This window comes from Microvirga tunisiensis (assembly GCF_009296175.1).
GTDB classification, from domain to species: domain Bacteria; phylum Pseudomonadota; class Alphaproteobacteria; order Rhizobiales; family Beijerinckiaceae; genus Microvirga; species Microvirga tunisiensis.
The window spans coordinates 39,006-55,864 of the sequence record NZ_VOSK01000006.1 but is presented as its reverse complement, the minus strand read 5'-3'; the positions used below and the strand labels follow the sequence as shown (position 1 = coordinate 55,864).

The following is a 16,859-nucleotide window of genomic DNA, read 5'->3' as shown; positions in this document are numbered from 1 at the left end:
CGATGCGCTCCTCAGAAGAGACCCTCCCATGCGCGTCGTGACCTCTGCCGAGATCGATCGGGTTCTCAGCTTTCCGGTCCTGATCGATGCCCTGGCCGAGGCCTTTCGCGGCGATATGGTCACGCCGGTGCGCCATCACCACGAGATCGAGCGTCCCGGCGCCCAGGGCACGCTCCTGCTCATGCCGTCCTGGACCGGTCCTGCCATGCAGGAGGGTTTCATCGGCGTGAAGATCGTCTCCGTCTTTCCGGAGAACGGCGCCAAAGGCCTTCCGAGCGTGATGGGCTCCTATCTGCTGATGGACGGCGCCACGGGCGAGCCTGTCTCGGTTCTTGACGGGACCCGCCTGACGGTTTGGCGCACCGCCGCCGCCTCGGCGCTTGCCGCGCGCCATCTCGCCCGCGACGATGCCAGCCGCATGGTCATGGTTGGTGCAGGCTCCCTCGCGCCTTTCCTGATCCGCGCCCATATGAGCCAGCGGCCGATCCGCGAGGTGGCGCTCTGGAACCACAACCTCGAGAAGGCGGAAATCCTCGCTGCCGAGTTGCGAGCCGAGGGCCTGCCCGTCGCGGCGGTGGCGGATCTGGAGTCGGCCGTAAGCGAGGCCGATCTCGTCTCCTGCGCCACCCTTTCGACCACTCCCATCGTCAGGGGAGCCTGGCTGAAGGCGGGCGCGCATCTCGATCTCGTCGGCGCGTTCAATCTCAAGATGCGCGAAGCCGACGATGAGGCCCTGCGCCGGGCTCAGGTCTATGTCGACACGCCCGCCGCCAAGTCGGAAGGCGGCGACGTCGCGGTGGCCCTGTCCCGGGGCGCCATCTCCGAGAGCCATATTCGCGGCACCTTGACGGATCTATGCCACAACCCGCCGCGCCGCGACCCCGCGGCCATCACGGCCTTCAAATCGGTCGGTGCAGCGCTGGAGGATCTGGCTGCGGCGATGCTGGTGTGGCGCTCCCTGGCAAAAGTGTAGTAAAATACCCTTTATGGATAGTCTGATCAAAATCTGCGGGCTCTCGACGCCCGAAACCCTCGATGTGGCCTTGGGTGCAGGCGCGGACATGGTCGGCTTCGTGCGCTTTCCCAAGAGCCCCCGTCATGTCAGCCTCGATCTCGGTCACCGTCTCTCCCTGCAGGCCAGGGGTTGCGCCCAACGCGTGGTGCTGCTGGTCAATCCGGAGGACGAGGCGATCGCGCAGGCCATCGAGGCGATCAACCCTGACCTGATTCAGCTGCATGGAAGCGAAAGCCCTAAGCGCGTGGCCGAGATCCGCTCCATGGTCAGACGCCCGGTCATGAAGGCTTTCGGTATCGCGGAAGCCTCGGATCTGCAGGCACTTGGCCCCTATGCATCCGGCGTCGACCACATCCTGCTCGATGCCAAGCCGCCCCGCGCGGCCAACGCGCTCCCCGGCGGAAACGGGATCGCCTTCGATTGGCGGCTCCTGAACGGGCTTGACCCCAAGCTTTTCTTCATGCTGTCAGGGGGCCTCAATCCCGACAACGTGGCGGAGGCGATCCGGCTCACGAAGCCGCAGGCCGTCGACGTGTCGTCCGGGGTGGAAAGCGGACCAGGTCTCAAGGATCCGGCCAGGATCGAGGCTTTCATCAGGGCCGCCCGGACAGCATTCGCTGCTGCCCATCACTAGTTTAGACAGCGCGTCCTCTCCCGGGCGTGCCTTAAGATCTTCAAGGCAGGACAGGCCGTGTCAGCTCAAGCCCAACCCAACTCCTTCCGCACCGGTCCCGACGAGCGCGGGCATTTCGGCCAGTTCGGCGGCCGCTTTGTCGCCGAGACCCTGATGCCGAACATCCTCGAGCTGGAAAAGGCCTACGAGGAGGCGAGGAACGATCCGGCCTTCCATGCCGACATGGCGTATTTCTCCACGCATTATATCGGCCGTCCAAGCCCGCTCTATTTCGCAGAGCGCATGACCGAACATCTCGGTGGAGCGAAAATCTACTTCAAGCGCGAAGAGCTGAACCATACCGGCGCGCACAAGGTGAACAACGTGCTGGGCCAGATCCTTCTCGCCCGCCGCATGGGCAAGAAGCGCATCATCGCCGAGACAGGCGCGGGCCAGCACGGTGTGGCCACCGCGACGCTCTGCGCGCGCTTCGACCTCGACTGCGTGGTCTATATGGGGGCCGTCGACGTGGAGCGGCAGAAGCCCAACGTGTTCCGCATGAACATGCTCGGCGCCAAGGTCGTGCCGGTGCAGTCCGGCACCCGGACCCTCAAGGACGCCATGAACGAGGCCCTGCGCGACTGGGTCACCAATGTCTCCGACACCTTCTACTGCATCGGCACGGTGGCGGGTCCGCATCCCTATCCGGCCATGGTGCGCGACTTCCAGTGCGTGATCGGCACCGAGACCCGCGAGCAGATGATGCAGGCGGAAGGCCGCCTGCCGGATTCGCTCGTCGCCTGCATCGGCGGCGGTTCCAACGCCATCGGCCTGTTCCACCCGTTCCTCGACGACAAGGACGTGGAGATCTACGGCGTCGAGGCGGCGGGCCATGGCCTGTCGGGCCTCCATGCTGCGTCGCTGACGGGCGGCCGCCCCGGCGTGCTCCACGGCAACCGCACCTATCTGCTCATGAACCAGGACGGGCAGATTGCGGACGCGCATTCCATCTCGGCCGGCCTCGACTATCCCGGCATCGGCCCGGAGCACGCCTGGCTGCACGAAATGGGCCGGGTGACGTACATCTCCGCCACCGACGAGGAGGCGCTGGAGGCTTTCCAGCTCTGCTCGCGGCTCGAAGGCATCCTGCCCGCGCTCGAGCCGAGCCATGCGCTCGCCAAGGTGATGGAACTGGCCCCGCAAAAGCCCAGGGATCACCTGATGGTGGTCAATATCAGCGGCCGGGGCGACAAGGACCTGTTCCAGATCGCCGAGCATCTGGGCAACCAGATCGTTTGAGGCATCGCTTTGAAAGGGCCATGGGGGCTGGCCCTTTCAATCGCCCAGCATCATGTGGATGAAAAGCTCGGGATCGAGGCAGAACTCCCGCAACAGCCGGAAGTGCTGTGTCTCCTCCAGCTTGATCGGTTCCAACCCATATTTCGTCAACCCGAGCAGCCTTGCGCCAGGGTAGGCCATCAGCATGGGCGAGTGCGTCGCCATGATGACCTGGCTGAAACCTGCCTCATCCATCCGGCGCAGCAGCTTGAGGAATTCCACCTGCCGCGATGGCGACAGGGCCGATTCGGGCTCGTCGAAGATGTAGAGGCCCTGGTGCCTGCAACGCTCCTCGAAGAAGCGCAGAAATCCCTCCCCATGGGAATGCGAGAGAAAATCCGGCGGAACCTCCCCGGTATCCACGGCAGCCTGGTCGAGGTAGCGGGAGACGGAGAAGAAGCTCTCGGCCCTGAAAAACCAGCCTTTCGTGATCTTTGGGAGCCAGCTCGCGCGTAAAGCCTTGCTCAGTTCCCCGCCCATCGCCTCCACGGCGCGGGAGTGATCGACGGGCATGTATCCTTTCCCGCCGCCGGCTTCATCGTAGCCGGCCAGGGCGGCTATCCCCTCCAGGATGGTCGATTTGCCGACGCCGTTCTCGCCCACGATAATGGTGATGGGGCTGTCGAACTCCAGCGAGAACTCGTCCCGGTTGAAAATCGGCAGGCAAAAGGGATAGCCATTCCTGTCGGGGACCCGGGTCTCATCGAGCCATACCCTCTTGAGATAGGGCGCTCGCATCTTGGTCATCTGGGTGGTTCTCGCCAACAGCCGACTCCCGGAGATCCCGCGTCACGAAGGGTGAGCCTTGCCTTGCCGCGCGGTCTGAAAACTCTATTACATGCGGCTTCGCGGAAATGCGATATCTCTGTCCACATCTCGGAAATCCCATGCTAAAGACCCGCCCATGACCCAACGCATCGAAGCCCGTTTCCAAAAGTGCCGCGCGGAAGGCCGCGCCGCGCTCGTCACCTATGTGATGGCCGGCGATCCGGATCCCGAGACCTCGCTCCAGATCCTCACGAGCCTGCCCAAGGCGGGTGCCGACATCGTCGAGTTCGGGCTGCCCTTCACCGATCCGATGGCCGACGGGCCGGCGATCCAGGCGGCGGGCCTGCGTGCCCTGAAGGTGGGCCAGGATACGGTCAAGACCCTCGATCTCATCCGCCGCTTCCGGGCCGAGGATGCGGACACGCCCGTGATTCTCATGGGCTATTTCAATCCCATCTTCGTCTACGGCGTCGACCGCTTCCTCAAGGACGCCAAGGAGGCCGGCATCGACGGCCTGATCGTCGTCGATCTGCCGCCGGAAGAGGACGACGAGCTGTGCCTGCCGGCGCTGAAGGCCGGCCTTGCCTTCATCCGACTGGCCACGCCGACGACCGACGACAAGCGCCTGCCGGCGGTGCTCGCGAACACGGCGGGCTTCGTCTATTACGTCTCGATCACCGGCATCACCGGCGCTGCGACCCCGGATTTCGGCAAGGTCGCCACGGCCGTGGAGCGGATCAAGCGCCACACGCCCCTGCCGGTGGTGGTGGGCTTCGGCGTCAAGAGCGGCGCCCATGCGGCGGCGGTGGCCGAGGGCGCCGACGGCGTGGTGGTGGGCTCGGCCCTCATCGATGCGCTGAAAAACACTCTCGATGGCCAGGATCGCGCAACGGCAGGCACCATTGAGGCGGTCACGAAGCTGGTGAAGGAATTGAGCGACGGCGTGCGCTCGGTGGCAAAACGCGCCGCGGCCTAATACATAAGGCAAGGTCTCCTCTCATGCCGAGGAGACTGGGTCATAACGCTCTGCCTCATCCTGAGGAGCCGCGAAGCGGCGTCTCGAAGGAGGATCCAGAGAGCACTGGAGGCGCCCTGATCCTTCGGGACGCGAGCACGCTCGCTCCTCAGGACGAGGGCAGGGCTTCCGGGGTGCTGACAGAAAAGGGTAAGCGATGAACTGGATTTCCGAAGTCGTCCGTCCGAAGATCAAGACGCTCTTCAAGCGCGAGACGCCGGACAATCTCTGGATCAAGTGCCCGGAGACGGGGCAGGTCGTGTTCCACAAGGACGTGGAGGCGAACCAGTGGGTGATCCCTGGTTCCAACCACCACATGCGCATCTCCGCCACCCAGCGCCTGCAGCTCATGTTCGACGGCGCCACCTGGCTCGACGTGGCCGTGCCGGAAGTGCCGGTCGATCCGCTCAAGTTCCGCGACGAGAAGAAGTATATCGACCGCCTGAAGGACGCCCGCACCAAGACCGGCCAGCAGGACGCGTTCAAGGTCGGCTTCGGCCGGGTCGAGGACCTGCCGATGACCATCGCCGTGCAGGATTTCGGCTTCATGGGCGGCTCCCTCGGCATGGCCGCGGGCGAGGCCTTCATCAGGGGGGCCGAGACCGCGCTCGACAAGAAGACGCCTTTCGTGCTCTTCGCCGGCTCCGGCGGCGCGCGCATGCAGGAGGGCATCCTCTCCCTCATGCAGATGCCGCGCACCACGGTGGCGATCCGCCGCCTGCGCGATGCCAAGCTCCCTTACATCGTTGTGCTCACCAATCCGACCACGGGCGGAGTGACGGCGTCCTACGCCATGCTCGGCGACGTGCATCTCGCCGAGCCCGGTGCGCTCATCGGCTTTGCCGGCCCGCGCGTGATCGAGCAGACCATCCGCGAGAAGCTGCCCGACGGTTTCCAGCGCGCCGAATACCTGAAGGAGCACGGCATGGTGGACGCGGTCGTGCACCGGCACGACCTGAAACCGACCGTCGCGCGCCTGTCGCGCCTCTTCACCAAGGCGCCGACTTCTGCGCCGGAGACGACAGCCATTGCGGTTGCCGCCGAGTAACTTTTTGTTGTCGCATGATCGTGCTGAAAAACCGGTTTCCACCTTTTCGGATCATGCTTGGAGCAGGGCGATGGAATCCTCCGATGCGCTGATCGCGCGCTTTCTCGCCCTGCACCCGAAGACCATCGATCTCTCGCTCGGGCGCATCCAGCGGCTTCTGGGCCAGCTCGGCTATCCGGAGCGCCGCCTGCCGCTGGTGATCCATGTGGCCGGCACCAACGGCAAGGGCTCGACCATCGCCTTCATGCGGGCGATCCTGGAAAGCGCGGGGCTCGCCGTCCACGTCTACACCTCGCCCCATCTCGTGCGATTCCACGAGCGTATTCGGCTCGGGCGGTTCGGGGGCGGGCGCTATGTGAGCGAGGAGAGGCTCGTCGAAGCCTTCCGCCGCTGCGAGGCGGTGAATGCGGGCGAGCCCATCACCGTGTTTGAGATCACGACCGCGGCGGCGCTGCTGATCTTCTCGGAGGAGCCTGCCGACGTTCTCCTGCTCGAGGTCGGCCTCGGCGGCCGCTTCGACGCCACCAACGTCATCGACAGGCCGGCCGCCGCCGTCGCCACGCCCATCGGCCACGACCACGCGGAATATCTCGGCACGACGCTGGAGGCCATCGCCAAGGAGAAGGCGGGCATCTTCAAGCGCGGCTGCCCCGCCATCATCGCCCCGCAGGATTATTTGGAAGCCGACCAGACCCTGCGCGACGAGGCGGAGCGCATCGGTGCCTTGCCGCTCCTCGTCGGCCAGCAGGATTTCTCCGTGCACGAGGAGGGAGGGCGCCTGGTCTACCAGGACGAGAAGGGCCTTCTCGACCTGCCGCGTCCCAAGCTCATCGGGCGGCATCAATTCACGAATGCCGGCACGGCCATCGCGGCCTTGCGCGCGGCCGGCTTCGAGCAGTTCGAGACCTCGGCTTTCGAGGCGGGCCTCACCCGCGCCGAATGGCCGGGCCGCCTCCAGCGGCTCAACCGGGGCCGCCTGCCGGAAATCGCCCCGCAGGGCTGCGAGCTTTGGCTCGACGGCGGCCACAACCAGGATGGCGGCCGGGTTCTCGCTGCCGCCATGGCCGATCAGAGCGAGCGCTCGGATGCGCCCCTCGTGCTCATCGCGGGCATGCTCGGCACGAAGGATTCCCAGGCCTTCTTCAAAAATTTCTCCGGTCTCGCCCGCGAGGTGATTGCGGTGCCGATCTCGGGCCAGATCGCGGCGCGCCCCGCCGAGGAAGTCGCAACCCTTGCGGCAAGCGTCGGGCTCACGACCTCGATTGCTTCCAGCGTCGAGTCGGCGCTCGCCGCGCTCCACAACTATGTCTGGGACCGCCCGCCCCGCGTGCTGATCTGCGGCTCGCTTTATCTCGCCGGCGAGGTCCTGGCGGCGAACGGGACTTTGCCGGAGTAGCTCTCCCATCATCATCATCGGCCCTGTACCGGTGATCTCGACAGGTTGAAGGGCTGCGCGTTCCATGATCGGGATGGCCGGGACCGATCCCCGGATCAAGTCCGGGGACGGCCCTATGACGGATGGCGTTCCCGCATTCTCGTCTGGCGATCCTGGGTTCCGCGGTGCAGGCCGGAGATGACCCACGCAAAAGAAAAGGGGCCTTTCGGCCCCTTCGCATCTCTTCAAAAACGGGAACGAACTTATGCCGAAGCCTGGATCCAGCGGGACAGCTCGCCCTTGGGGGCGGCGCCGACCTTCTGGGCGACGACCTTGCCGTCCTTGAACATCATCAGCGCCGGGATCGAGCGGATGCCGAGCTGGGAGGAGATCTGCGGGTTCTCGTCCACGTTGAGCTTGACGATCTTCACCTTGCCGGCCATCTCATCGGAAATCTCTTCCAGGGCCGGGCCGATCATGCGGCAGGGTCCGCACCACTCGGCCCAGAAATCGACCACGACGGGCTCGGAGGATTGCAGGACATCCTGCGCGAAGCTTGAGTCGGTCACCTTTACGGTTGCCATCAGATCACCTTTGACTTTGAACGCGACTCATATCCCGAGCCGCTCGGCTATAGGGCCAAGGTAAGAACCCGGCTCGATTGAATCAAGCAAGCGCGCTTTCGCTCACGCCGCTTTGATGAGGGTAAGTGCCGATTCCAGGTCGGGTTCCAGAAGTTCGTGGATCACGGGACCGGAGGTCCAGATCAGGAAGGTGCGGATGCGCCTGTCCGGATAGATCTCGGCCAGCAGCGTCCGGTAGAGGGCAAGCTGCGCCACGTAGGATTGCGGCGGCGGCTGACCGGCTTTGGGGGGACGTGCGGTCGTCTTGAAATCGGCAACCAGCACTTCGTGTTCGAGCACGGCCAGTCGGTCGATCTGGCCGGACACCATGATCTCGCCCATCGCCGTCCGCACGCGCCCGGCGATGGGCGCCTCGGCCCGTGAGCTTTCGCCGAACAGGGGCTTCAGGTCGGGATGGTCGAGGACGTTGAGGGCGCTGGCCAGGATCGATTCCCGCAAGTCGGGGGTGAGGCGCGGCGCGCGCGCCTTGATGTAGGAGCGCGCCATGCTCTCCCGGTGCTCCGGCGCCAGACTCGGCAGACGTTCCAGCAGGGCATGGACCAGGGTGCCGCGCAATCGGGCCTCGGGCGCGTAGGGGCCATCGCCGGGACGCGTCATGCGATCGGCGGCGCCCAGCGCGCTGGAGGGGCGGATCGGGGGCAGGGGCTCGGGCTCCGGCAGCACCGCCGTCGTCAGCCAATCCGGCACGGCGATGGGATCGAGCGGCTGGACATCGGATTCGGCCGCGAGCGTGCGCGCAAGCGGCGAGCCGTCGCGCCAGACGGAGATCGGGCCATAGGGCGCTTCGTCGAGTTCCAGGCCTCCCGCCTTGGCGACGAGCCCATGACGGATCATCTCGCACCAGGCTTCCTGCCGGGTCTCGTTGCCGGTCATCCGGTAAGGCGCGATCACCAGCCGGTCCTTGGCGCGGGTCATGGCGACGTAGAGCAGGCGGTTGTGCTCCTCGTAGCCCTTGGCGTGCAGGAGGTCGCGCGCCTGCGTCATCGCGCTCGAATCGGAATTCTTGCCCGGCGACCAGACGGGAATCCTGTCGCCGCCTGCCGACTGCAATGGCAGCAGCGGCGGATCACGGCCCAACACCTCGCAGCCATCGATGAGCACCACGATGGGGGCTTCCAGGCCCTTCGCCCCGTGCACGGTCATGACGCGCACTTCGTTGTTCACGGAATCGAGGTCGCGCTTGATGGTGTGGGAGGCGGATTCGAACCGGTTGAGGAAGACGGTGAGCGAGGGCGTCTCCGTCATCTCCGATTGATGCGCGAAGCACAGGAAAGCATCGATGGCATCGCCCGCTTCGCTGCCCAACCGCGCGACGAGCAGCGAGCGTCCGCCGCGCGGACCGAGCAGGGTGGCGAAGAATCCGAAGGGGCCGTGGATGCGCGCGAGCGCGCGCCATGCAGCGAGCGCCTCGCATCCGCGCTTCGCCTTCGCGTCACCTGCTTCCGCATGGCGCGTCATGGCGGCGTGGAGCGATTCCCCCTCGGGGCGGTCGGCGGCGATGCGGATGAGATCGTCGTCGGTGAGCCCGACGAGGGGCGATTTCAGCGCGGTCGCGAGAGTCAGGTCATCGTCCGGCAGTAGCGCCGCACGTCCCGCCGCCACGAGATCGAGCACGGCGATGTGCTCGCCGATGTTGAGGCGGTCCGCGCCTGCCACCGGCACGCCCGCTTCCTTCAGGGCGCGGATCACCGCCTCGAAGGCAGCGCCGCGCTTTCGCACCAGCACGAGCACGTCGCCGGCCGTCCACACGCGGCCCATCTCGTCGCCCTTGGTGGTCCAGCACTTCACCGCCTGCGCGATGCGCCGCGCGACGACGACGGGCGGCGATTGCTGCTCGGGTTCGTCGATGGGCAGCACCCAGGCCTCGGGCTCTTCCTCTTGAGCGGGCGTCTCGAGGGGCCACATCTCCACCAGACCCGGTGCATGGGGACGTGCGCTTTCATGCACGGTGCCGACCGCCTTGTCCTCGAACGAGAGGCCCTTGAAGTTCCGGTCGACCGCGAAGGTGGCGTCGACCGCCGACAGTACGGCCTTGGCCGAGCGGAACGACATGGTGAGCGACACGTCCTCGAAATGGAGCTCCGCTTGCTTGACCTTCTGCGACCAGCTCCGGCGCGTCGTCTCGAATTCCTGCGGGGCGGCTCCTTGAAAGCCGTAGATCGACTGCTTGGGATCACCGACCGCAAAGAGCGTGCGCACGCGCCCGCCCGCCGCGCCCGCGCCCGCGGTGAAATCCTCGGTGATCTTGCGCAGGATCTCCCATTGCTCGGGGTTCGTGTCCTGCGCCTCGTCGATGAGCACATGATCGATGCCGCGATCGAGCTTGTAGAGCACCCAGGCGGTGTCTCCGCGCGAGAGCAGCGCCAGGGTCTTGTCGATGAGATCCTGGAAGTCGAGCGCGCCGAGGCGCATCTTCGCCTGCTCGACGCGAGCGTGGATTTCGGCCGCAAGCGTAAACAGCGCATCGGTGCGCTCGGCGGCGCGCACGGCCTTGCGCCTGTCGATCAGCGAGCATACCCGCTCCTGCTCGCGCAGCAACGCGTCTTTCAGGCTCTCGCTGACGTCTTTTGTTAGGAAGGCCGAGCCCTTGCGCGGCGTGCCGCTATCCGTGAGAAAGACCGAGAGATAGATTTCCAGCTTCTCAGAAATATTCTTGGCTTCGGCAGTCGCAATAAGAGAGGCCGCCCGCTTCTGATCGGTTGCTTTGCCAGCCAGAAGCTCCTGTGCGATGGCAGGCCATTGTTCCGGCCCGATGCCGCCTTCCAGCATCGTGGTCTCGATGGACTCGAGAGTGTCGCCCGGTGCTAGGCCGAGTTCCTGGCGAAGCCGTGCGGGACGTGTCGGATCGTGCAGGAACGTCTTGCATTTCAACGCCGCATTGATGGCGGAGGCGAGCGCATCGCCCACTGCATCGACGCTGATGATATCGAGCGCATCGGCGAGTTCCGGATAGTTGCCGCTCGCTGCATCGGCCATCACATTGGATGTCGCCTGCGCCAGCATCTCGTCGGTCTGGCTCTCGTCGAGCACGGCAAAGCGCGCCGGCACATTGGCCTCGAACGGCACGAGGTGCAGAAGTCGCTCGCAGAAGGCGTGGATCGTGTCGATCTTGAGACCGCCCGGCGTTTCCACCGCGCGGGCAAAGAGCGTCCGCGCGAGCTTCACCTGACGACGCGTCGGCGTCTCGCCCTCCAACTCCGTCAGTTCCTTGACGAGGCTTTCCTCGTCCAGGGTCACCCAGCGGCCGAGACGCTCGAAAACGCGGATCGCCATGTTGGCGGCGGCCGCCTTGGTGAAGGTCAGGCACAGGATGCGGCCCGGCAGCGAGCCAGCGAGCAGAAGGCGCACGACGCGATCCGTCAGAACCTTGGTCTTGCCCGCGCCCGCATTGGCCGACACCCAGGCGGAAGCCCGTGGGTTGGCTGCGCGGCGCTGCGCGTCCTTGGTGTATTCCGGAATGACGAGATCGGCGCTCATTCGGATCCCTCTCGGCCGCCCGCACTTGCCAACGACCATTCCTTCACGCGCGCCAGATGATCGTATTCCGAAAAGCGGCGCGCATATTTCGGGAAGGGCCGCGAGAGGTAAGCCGCTTCGCCCTTGGCGTAGCGCACGATCATGCCCTCGAACCGGCGGCGGTGCTCTTCGACGATGTCCGCAACACTCCGTGTTTCCTTGCCCGTTGGCTTAATCTCTCGTGGGTCGATAGGTGTGCGTCCGCCAGTCGTATGCACGTAGATCAGGTCCGGCGTTTCCTTCGCCATGGGCAGGCCCTTGAAGGCGCCTTTCATCAGCATCATGGCCTCTAACGTGAGCTGCGGCGAAAAGCCGGCATAGACCTCGCGCACGCCGGGCGGTTGGCCGGTCTTGAAATCGACTATGGTGAAACCGCCGTCACGGCGGTGCTCGATGCGGTCGGCTCGGGCGCGCAAGTTGAAGATCGTGCCGTCCGGCAGCGGGATCGACAATCGGCCCGAGCGTTCGGCATAGACCTCGATGAGGTCCGGGCGGCGTTCTTGCTCCCAGCCTACGAATGCAGTGGCGAGCCGTGTAAAGCGCGGCCACCATTCCGCATAGAGCTCGGGATAAGTCTCGGCGATGTCGGCAAACGCATCCGTGCCGAGTGCGAGCAGCTCCTCCAGCGCGTGAGCGGGGATGATCTTCGGATATCTCTCGGCGAATTGTCCGACCACGTCATGAATGATCGTGCCGCGCTCGGCCGCGCTCGGCGTGACCGCAATCGCATCGAGCGCGTCGAGCTTGAGGATGTGACGCGCGAAGATCGAATAGGGATCTCGTACCAGCGTCTCGATCTCCGTGACGCTCAAGGAGCGGGGGAAGAGTGCCGGATCGGGTTTCGGCCGCGGGCGCGGCAGGGGAGGCGCGGGCTCCGGCGTGTCGAGGGTACGCGCGAGGCGGCGGTAATCATCGCCGGCCTTCGTCATTCGCTCCCACACATCCTTGCCGGTGAAGGCCTTGAGGCGCTGCAGGAAGCGTGAGGGCACCATGGGCGAGCCGTCGCGTTTGTGCGCGCGGGTGATCACCACGTCGTGGGTGCCCAGGGCCTGCACGAAATCGTGCGCCGTCTGACCGATGCGCCGCTCCGGCGGCATCAGCCCGACGCGCGTCCGCATGGGCCGGTTGAGGAACGCATCCGTCACGGTGCGCGGGGGCCATGTGCCCTCGTCCAATCCGCCGAGCACCACGCGGTCGACGGAGAGAAGGCGCGCTTCGAGAAGGCCCAGGATTTTCAGGCGGCGATGCGTGGCGCGGGGCGAGGGGCTCAAGGACCGCTGCTTGGCGAGCGCCGTGAAGAAGGTCGGATAATCGACGAAACGGCCTCGGAGCGGATGCCCTTCCTCCGCGCGGATGTCGGAATGTTCGAGATCGTCGAAGAGCGCGGCGAGCGCCTCGCGGGATGAATCCGTATCCTCGATCTCCTCATCGTCCGCTGCCGTCCACAGGGCCTCCACGGTGCGGCGATGATCCTCCACCAGGGACATGAGATCGAGCTTGCCCTCGCCGTGAATGGCCGGCGTGAAGGCATTGAACGCCACTCCGAGACGCTGCAGCAATTCGTCGGCGAGGTCCCACTCGGCTTCCGTCAGGCGCTTGCGTGGACGTGGCGTGCGGTGATCGTTCCCGGCGCGGCGGCTGGCCAGCGCCGCGCGCATGCCCTCGATGCCGAGTGCCGGAGCGGGCCCACGCAGCACACCGATCTCGAGCACGCTCGCCGCATGTTCGACCGTTTCGCGGGGCAAGCCGAGGCGCACCAGCGGATGGGCGAGCAGAGCCAGCAGCCGCACGGGCCGCAAATCGTCCGCGGCGGCTTCCGCAGCCAGACGCGCGAGGCGTCCCGCTGGCGTGTCGGACAGGGGAATGCCCGCTGAATCCTCGACGCTCAAACCCCAGCGCGCGAGCTCCGCCGTCACGCGTACGGCGAGTGCACGGTCCGGCGTGACGAGGGCTGCGGTCTTATGTGGATGCGCGATGGTTTCGCGTAAGGAGATCGCGATGGCGAGAGCCTCCTCGCGCTCGTCCATCGCCTCGATGATGGCGAGGCCCTCGCAACCGCTGCGGCTCAAGGCGGCGCGATCCTCGGGCGCGATCAGCGACCAGCGATCCGTGGTATCAGCCGGGCGCAGGGCTTCGGAGAGCAGGTGGTTGCGGGCTTTCGCAGCTTTCGACACGTCGCCGAGAACGGTGACGTCGGCGCGCGGGACGCGCAGATGCCTGTCGAGGAGGCGGCGGAGCGAGGCCTGCGGGTGTCCATGCACCGGATCGGTCTCGTCGTCGCCGATGCCGCCGATGGTGGACCAGCTCTCCTCGTCGAGATCCGTGTCGAGGCCGGGCAGCACGATGGCGCCTTTGGGCAGGCGCGCGATGACGCCCATGAGGTTCGCGGTGGCGGGCACGGACCCGGTCGAGCCCGCGACGATGATGGGATGCTCCGGCCGCTCGCGGGTGAGGCGCCGCGCCTCGGCTTCGAGCAGTGCATTGCGCCGCTGCGCGGGATCGCTCGCCTGACGCTCGGCGAGGATTTTGGGCCAGTTCTCGCTCGCGATCTGCACGAAGTGGCGGGTGATCTCGAAATATTTCGAATAATCCGCATCCACCGCCAGTTCGAGGGCATGCCAGTCGATGCCTTCCGTGGTGAAGGCATCCATCAGGGTCTCGAGATCGCCCGCGAGGTTCACCGCGTCGGCGGGCGAGGCCGGCACCATGAAGGGCACCTCGGGGCCGAGCTGCAGCAGGGCGCGGTCCACTTCCGCCGACCAGCGCTGCACGAGACGCGTCAGGATGAGGCGGCGCTCCAGGGGCGGGATCGGGGGCTTGAGGCTCGCGGCGTCCTGCAGCGGCGTGCCTTCCAGACCCGTCAACTCGAACTCGGCCTCGTCGGTTTCGCCCAAGGGCACGATGCGCGGCAGGAGCTGTGCCTTGCCCGAACTGCGCTCGGCGAGCAGCGCGATCAGCGCGCGGGTGGCACGGCGGTTGGGAACATAGATCGTGATGTCGGCAAGAGCGGCGGGATCGTCGGGCAGGGGGCCGACAAGGCGGCCGTCGAGAAGCGCATCCACCAGGGTCGGCAGGAAGGCGCAGCCCGGAGGGATCGAAAAGACGTGCGGCAAAGTCTTTGAATCATGCATGACCTGGTCGGAAAGCCGGTTCCCACTTTTCCGGGTCATGCTCGACACCACAAAACCTCATCGCTTGCTGGCGGCAAGGCACTTTTCGGCCTCGGCGATGGCCTGGGGCTCCCCAACATGCAGCCATTGCCCCTCCATGCACAAGCCGTAGAGGCGTTCCTTCGCGATGGCACGGTCGTAGAAGGCATTGGCCGAAAACGCTCCGTCCGGGGTGCCGTGAACGAGTTCCGGCTTCACGATGGCGACGCCCGCGTAGGCGAAAGGAGCGCTGTCATCCGTTCCGCGGCGGCTAAGACGACCGCTTTCCTCCATGTGAAAATCGCCGCGGCCTTCGAATCCAATGCTTGTGGATAACGGGGCCACGAGCATCAGGATATCCATCCGCTCCGGGTCCCAGGCCTTCACGAGGCGCTTCAGATTCGGCTCTTTTCCCTCGATCCAGAGCGAATCGGAATTGAAGGTGATGAACGGCTCGTCTCCCAGAAGCGGCAACGCCTTCTTCACGCCGCCGCCAGTCTCCAGCAGCGCGCCGCGCTCGTCCGAGATGATGATGCGGGGCAGGACCCGGGTGCGCAAATGCGCTTCGAGCATGTCGGCGAAGTGGTGCACGTTCACCACCACGGTCGCGATGCCCGCCTCGTGCAGCCTGTCGAGGGCGAAGTCGACGAGGCTCTGGCCGGCCACCTTCACGAGGGGCTTCGGCATGGAGGCCGTGATCGGCAGCATGCGCTTGCCTAAGCCTGCAGCGAGGACGATGGCTTTATGCGGCGCGCGCGGGGAGGTCTGGGACAAGGAGATGGCTCAGGATTCGGGAGGGGCTTCATCCGCATGCGGAATGAGCCTCGGCAGATAGTTTTCATACCAGACCTTGAGTTTCCCCAGGGCCGGATGGGCGAGGTTGCGGATGAGGTAGGCTTCGATCCGCGGCAGATGCTTGAGGTAGTGCGGCTTGCCGTCGCGCCGGTCGAGGCGGGCGAAGATGCCGAGGATCTTGGTGGCGCGCTGGCCCGCCATGATGGCGTAGGCGCGGGCGAAGGCCGAGACGTCGAAGGCACGATCGGCGGCCTTCCGCTCGCGGGCATAATGGCCGATGAGCTTCAGTTCGAGCTCCGGCGGCACGGTCACGCGCGCATCCTGCAAGAGGGACGCGACGTCATAGGCCGGCGAGCCCAGCACCGCATCCTGGAAATCGATCATTCCCACCCGCTGCAGGCCTTCGCGCTCGGGGAGCCAGATCAGGTTGGGCGAGTGGTAGTCGCGCAGGGTCCAGGAAGCCGGGGTGGAGAGAACCTCGCCCAGAGTCTCGGTCCACAGATTGACGAACTCGGCCCGCGCCGAGCCCGAGAGCTGCGTGCCGATGATGTGCGGCACGTACCAGTCGAGCAGAAGCTCCACCTCGATTAGAAGCGCCTCGAGATCGTAGGGCGGGATCGGGTGATCGATCCCCCCGGCCACGGGCAAGACCTGCGGCAGGGTCTGACCGTGGAGCTGCGCCAGAAGCCGCGTCGCCTCCGCATAGCGCTCGGGGATCGGGCTGTTCTTGTCTGTGAAGGGCTCGGAGCCGAGGTCCTCGATGAGGAGGAGGCCTGCCTCCAGGTCCTCGCCGTAGATGTAGGGCGCGCTGAAGCCGAGCGCGCGCAGGCCCTTGTCCATGGCCACAAAAGCATGGACCGTCTCGGCGAGCTTCGCGATGGTCGTGTAGGGCTTGCCACGCCGCACGGCGGGTCCGACCGGGCGTGGCGGGGAGATCATCAGGAGCGCGGTTTCGCCCGAGGGCTTCACGAGGCGCTCGTAGGAACGGATCACCGAGGCGTCGCCCGTCATGGGATGGCGTGAGGCATCGGCCCAGCCGCAGCGCTCGACCAGGCTCCGGTAGGCCTTCATGCGCTGGAGCCGGGAGGCGAAGGCGCCGGTTCCGGTGAGCATGGCAAGCCGCCCCCTGCCCTGGCTGCCAGGGGCGAAATCGAGGCGGATGTCGAGGTGCTCGGGCTTGAGCGCTTCCTCGGCGCGCTCAGGCCACTCGACGAGCGCGATGGCGTTCTCCGTCATTTCGTCCCAGCCCAGCTCCACCAGCTCGTAGCCGCCGGAGAGGCGATAGAAATCCGCATGAACGATGGGACAGCGCGGGCCGTCATAGATCTGCATCAGGGTGAAGGTGGGGCTTGGAACCTCGAGCTCCGGATCGCCGGCGAGCAACCGCACCAGGGCGCGGGCAAGCGTCGTCTTGCCGGCGCCGAGACCGCCCGAGAGGGTGACGAGATCGCCGGGCTTGAGCTCTTCCGCCAAAATCCTCGCAAAGCGCTCAGTCGACTCGTGGTCGGGGAGCGTCACAATCCATGCGGCTTGCAAAAGGTCCTGCTCGGGCATGAGGGCCAGTCCATTCACCATCGCTGTTC

General features: G+C 65.9%; 12 protein-coding genes. 6 read left to right on the top strand and 6 right to left on the bottom strand.

Annotation, left to right across the window (positions count from 1 at the left end):
- Positions 1–28 precede the first annotated feature (28 nt).
- The 3 genes from lhpI to trpB are packed head-to-tail and all read left to right on the top strand — an operon-like array spanning position 29 to position 2,927.
- Positions 29–973 (top strand): bifunctional Delta(1)-pyrroline-2-carboxylate/Delta(1)-piperideine-2-carboxylate reductase, encoded by a 945-nt coding sequence (gene lhpI / locus FS320_RS03940; protein WP_152709480.1) that lies wholly within the window; start codon positions 29–31, stop codon positions 971–973.
- A gap of 13 nt (positions 974–986) precedes the next feature.
- On the top strand, positions 987–1,649 hold the full coding sequence (locus FS320_RS03935) for a phosphoribosylanthranilate isomerase (protein ID WP_152709478.1): 663 nt from the start codon (positions 987–989) through the stop codon (positions 1,647–1,649).
- A 57-nt stretch (positions 1,650–1,706) separates the two neighbouring features.
- Positions 1,707–2,927 (top strand): tryptophan synthase subunit beta, encoded by a 1,221-nt coding sequence (gene trpB / locus FS320_RS03930; RefSeq protein ID WP_162002791.1) that lies wholly within the window; start codon positions 1,707–1,709, stop codon positions 2,925–2,927.
- Between the two features lie 36 nt (positions 2,928–2,963).
- Here trpB and FS320_RS03925 read toward each other — a convergent pair whose 3' ends face one another.
- Entirely contained in the window at positions 2,964–3,704 is a 741-nt protein-coding gene (locus FS320_RS03925) for an AAA family ATPase (RefSeq protein ID WP_152709579.1), read from the bottom strand.
- Positions 3,705–3,870: 166 nt separating this feature from the next.
- On the opposite strand from FS320_RS03925, the gene trpA reads away from it, so the two are divergent.
- The 3 genes from trpA (at position 3,871) to FS320_RS03910 (ending at position 7,193) form a co-directional block, all read left to right on the top strand.
- Entirely contained in the window at positions 3,871–4,710 is an 840-nt protein-coding gene (gene trpA, locus FS320_RS03920; protein ID WP_152709476.1) for a tryptophan synthase subunit alpha, read from the top strand.
- Positions 4,711–4,906: 196 nt separating this feature from the next.
- On the top strand, positions 4,907–5,797 hold the full coding sequence (gene accD, locus FS320_RS03915; RefSeq protein ID WP_152709474.1) for an acetyl-CoA carboxylase, carboxyltransferase subunit beta: 891 nt from the start codon (positions 4,907–4,909) through the stop codon (positions 5,795–5,797).
- Positions 5,798–5,867: 70 nt separating this feature from the next.
- Complete coding sequence (locus FS320_RS03910; protein WP_152709472.1) at positions 5,868–7,193, top strand: bifunctional folylpolyglutamate synthase/dihydrofolate synthase; 1,326 nt, start codon at positions 5,868–5,870, stop codon at positions 7,191–7,193.
- Positions 7,194–7,435: 242 nt separating this feature from the next.
- Here FS320_RS03910 and trxA read toward each other — a convergent pair whose 3' ends face one another.
- The 5 genes from trxA to tsaE form a co-directional block, all read right to left on the bottom strand.
- Positions 7,436–7,756, bottom strand: coding sequence for a thioredoxin (gene trxA, locus FS320_RS03905; protein ID WP_152709470.1), 321 nt, complete (start codon positions 7,754–7,756; stop codon positions 7,436–7,438).
- Positions 7,757–7,858: 102 nt separating this feature from the next.
- Positions 7,859–11,293 carry a double-strand break repair helicase AddA gene (gene addA, locus FS320_RS03900; protein WP_152709468.1) on the bottom strand — a complete coding sequence of 1,145 codons (3,435 nt, stop codon included), beginning with the start codon at positions 11,291–11,293 and terminating at the stop codon, positions 7,859–7,861.
- Positions 11,290–14,502, bottom strand: a complete 3,213-nt coding sequence (gene addB, locus FS320_RS03895) for a double-strand break repair protein AddB (RefSeq protein ID WP_244626960.1) — start codon at positions 14,500–14,502, stop codon at positions 11,290–11,292. Before addB ends, addA begins: the two co-directional genes overlap by 4 nt.
- Positions 14,503–14,520: 18 nt before the next feature.
- Positions 14,521–15,255 (bottom strand): nucleotidyltransferase family protein, encoded by a 735-nt coding sequence (locus FS320_RS03890; RefSeq protein ID WP_152709466.1) that lies wholly within the window; start codon positions 15,253–15,255, stop codon positions 14,521–14,523.
- Between the two features lie 9 nt (positions 15,256–15,264).
- Positions 15,265–16,851 (bottom strand): tRNA (adenosine(37)-N6)-threonylcarbamoyltransferase complex ATPase subunit type 1 TsaE, encoded by a 1,587-nt coding sequence (tsaE, locus tag FS320_RS03885; RefSeq protein WP_152709464.1) that lies wholly within the window; start codon positions 16,849–16,851, stop codon positions 15,265–15,267.
- Positions 16,852–16,859 lie beyond the last annotated feature (8 nt).

Bases quoted from the DNA above. Each gene is read 5' to 3' on its own strand.
- lhpI (WP_152709480.1), top strand. From the start codon at position 29: ATGCGCGTCGTGACCTCTGCCGAGATCGATCGGGTTCTCAGCTTTCCG.
- FS320_RS03935 (WP_152709478.1), top strand. From the start codon at position 987: ATGGATAGTCTGATCAAAATCTGCGGGCTCTCGACGCCCGAAACCCTC.
- FS320_RS03925 (WP_152709579.1), bottom strand. From the start codon at position 3,704: ATGCGAGCGCCCTATCTCAAGAGGGTATGGCTCGATGAGACCCGGGTC.
- trpA (WP_152709476.1), top strand. From the start codon at position 3,871: ATGACCCAACGCATCGAAGCCCGTTTCCAAAAGTGCCGCGCGGAAGGC.
- accD (WP_152709474.1), top strand. From the start codon at position 4,907: ATGAACTGGATTTCCGAAGTCGTCCGTCCGAAGATCAAGACGCTCTTC.
- FS320_RS03910 (WP_152709472.1), top strand. From the start codon at position 5,868: ATGGAATCCTCCGATGCGCTGATCGCGCGCTTTCTCGCCCTGCACCCG.
- trxA (WP_152709470.1), bottom strand. From the start codon at position 7,756: ATGGCAACCGTAAAGGTGACCGACTCAAGCTTCGCGCAGGATGTCCTG.
- addA (WP_152709468.1), bottom strand. From the start codon at position 11,293: ATGAGCGCCGATCTCGTCATTCCGGAATACACCAAGGACGCGCAGCGC.
- addB (WP_244626960.1), bottom strand. From the start codon at position 14,502: ATGACCCGGAAAAGTGGGAACCGGCTTTCCGACCAGGTCATGCATGAT.
- tsaE (WP_152709464.1), bottom strand. From the start codon at position 16,851: ATGGTGAATGGACTGGCCCTCATGCCCGAGCAGGACCTTTTGCAAGCC.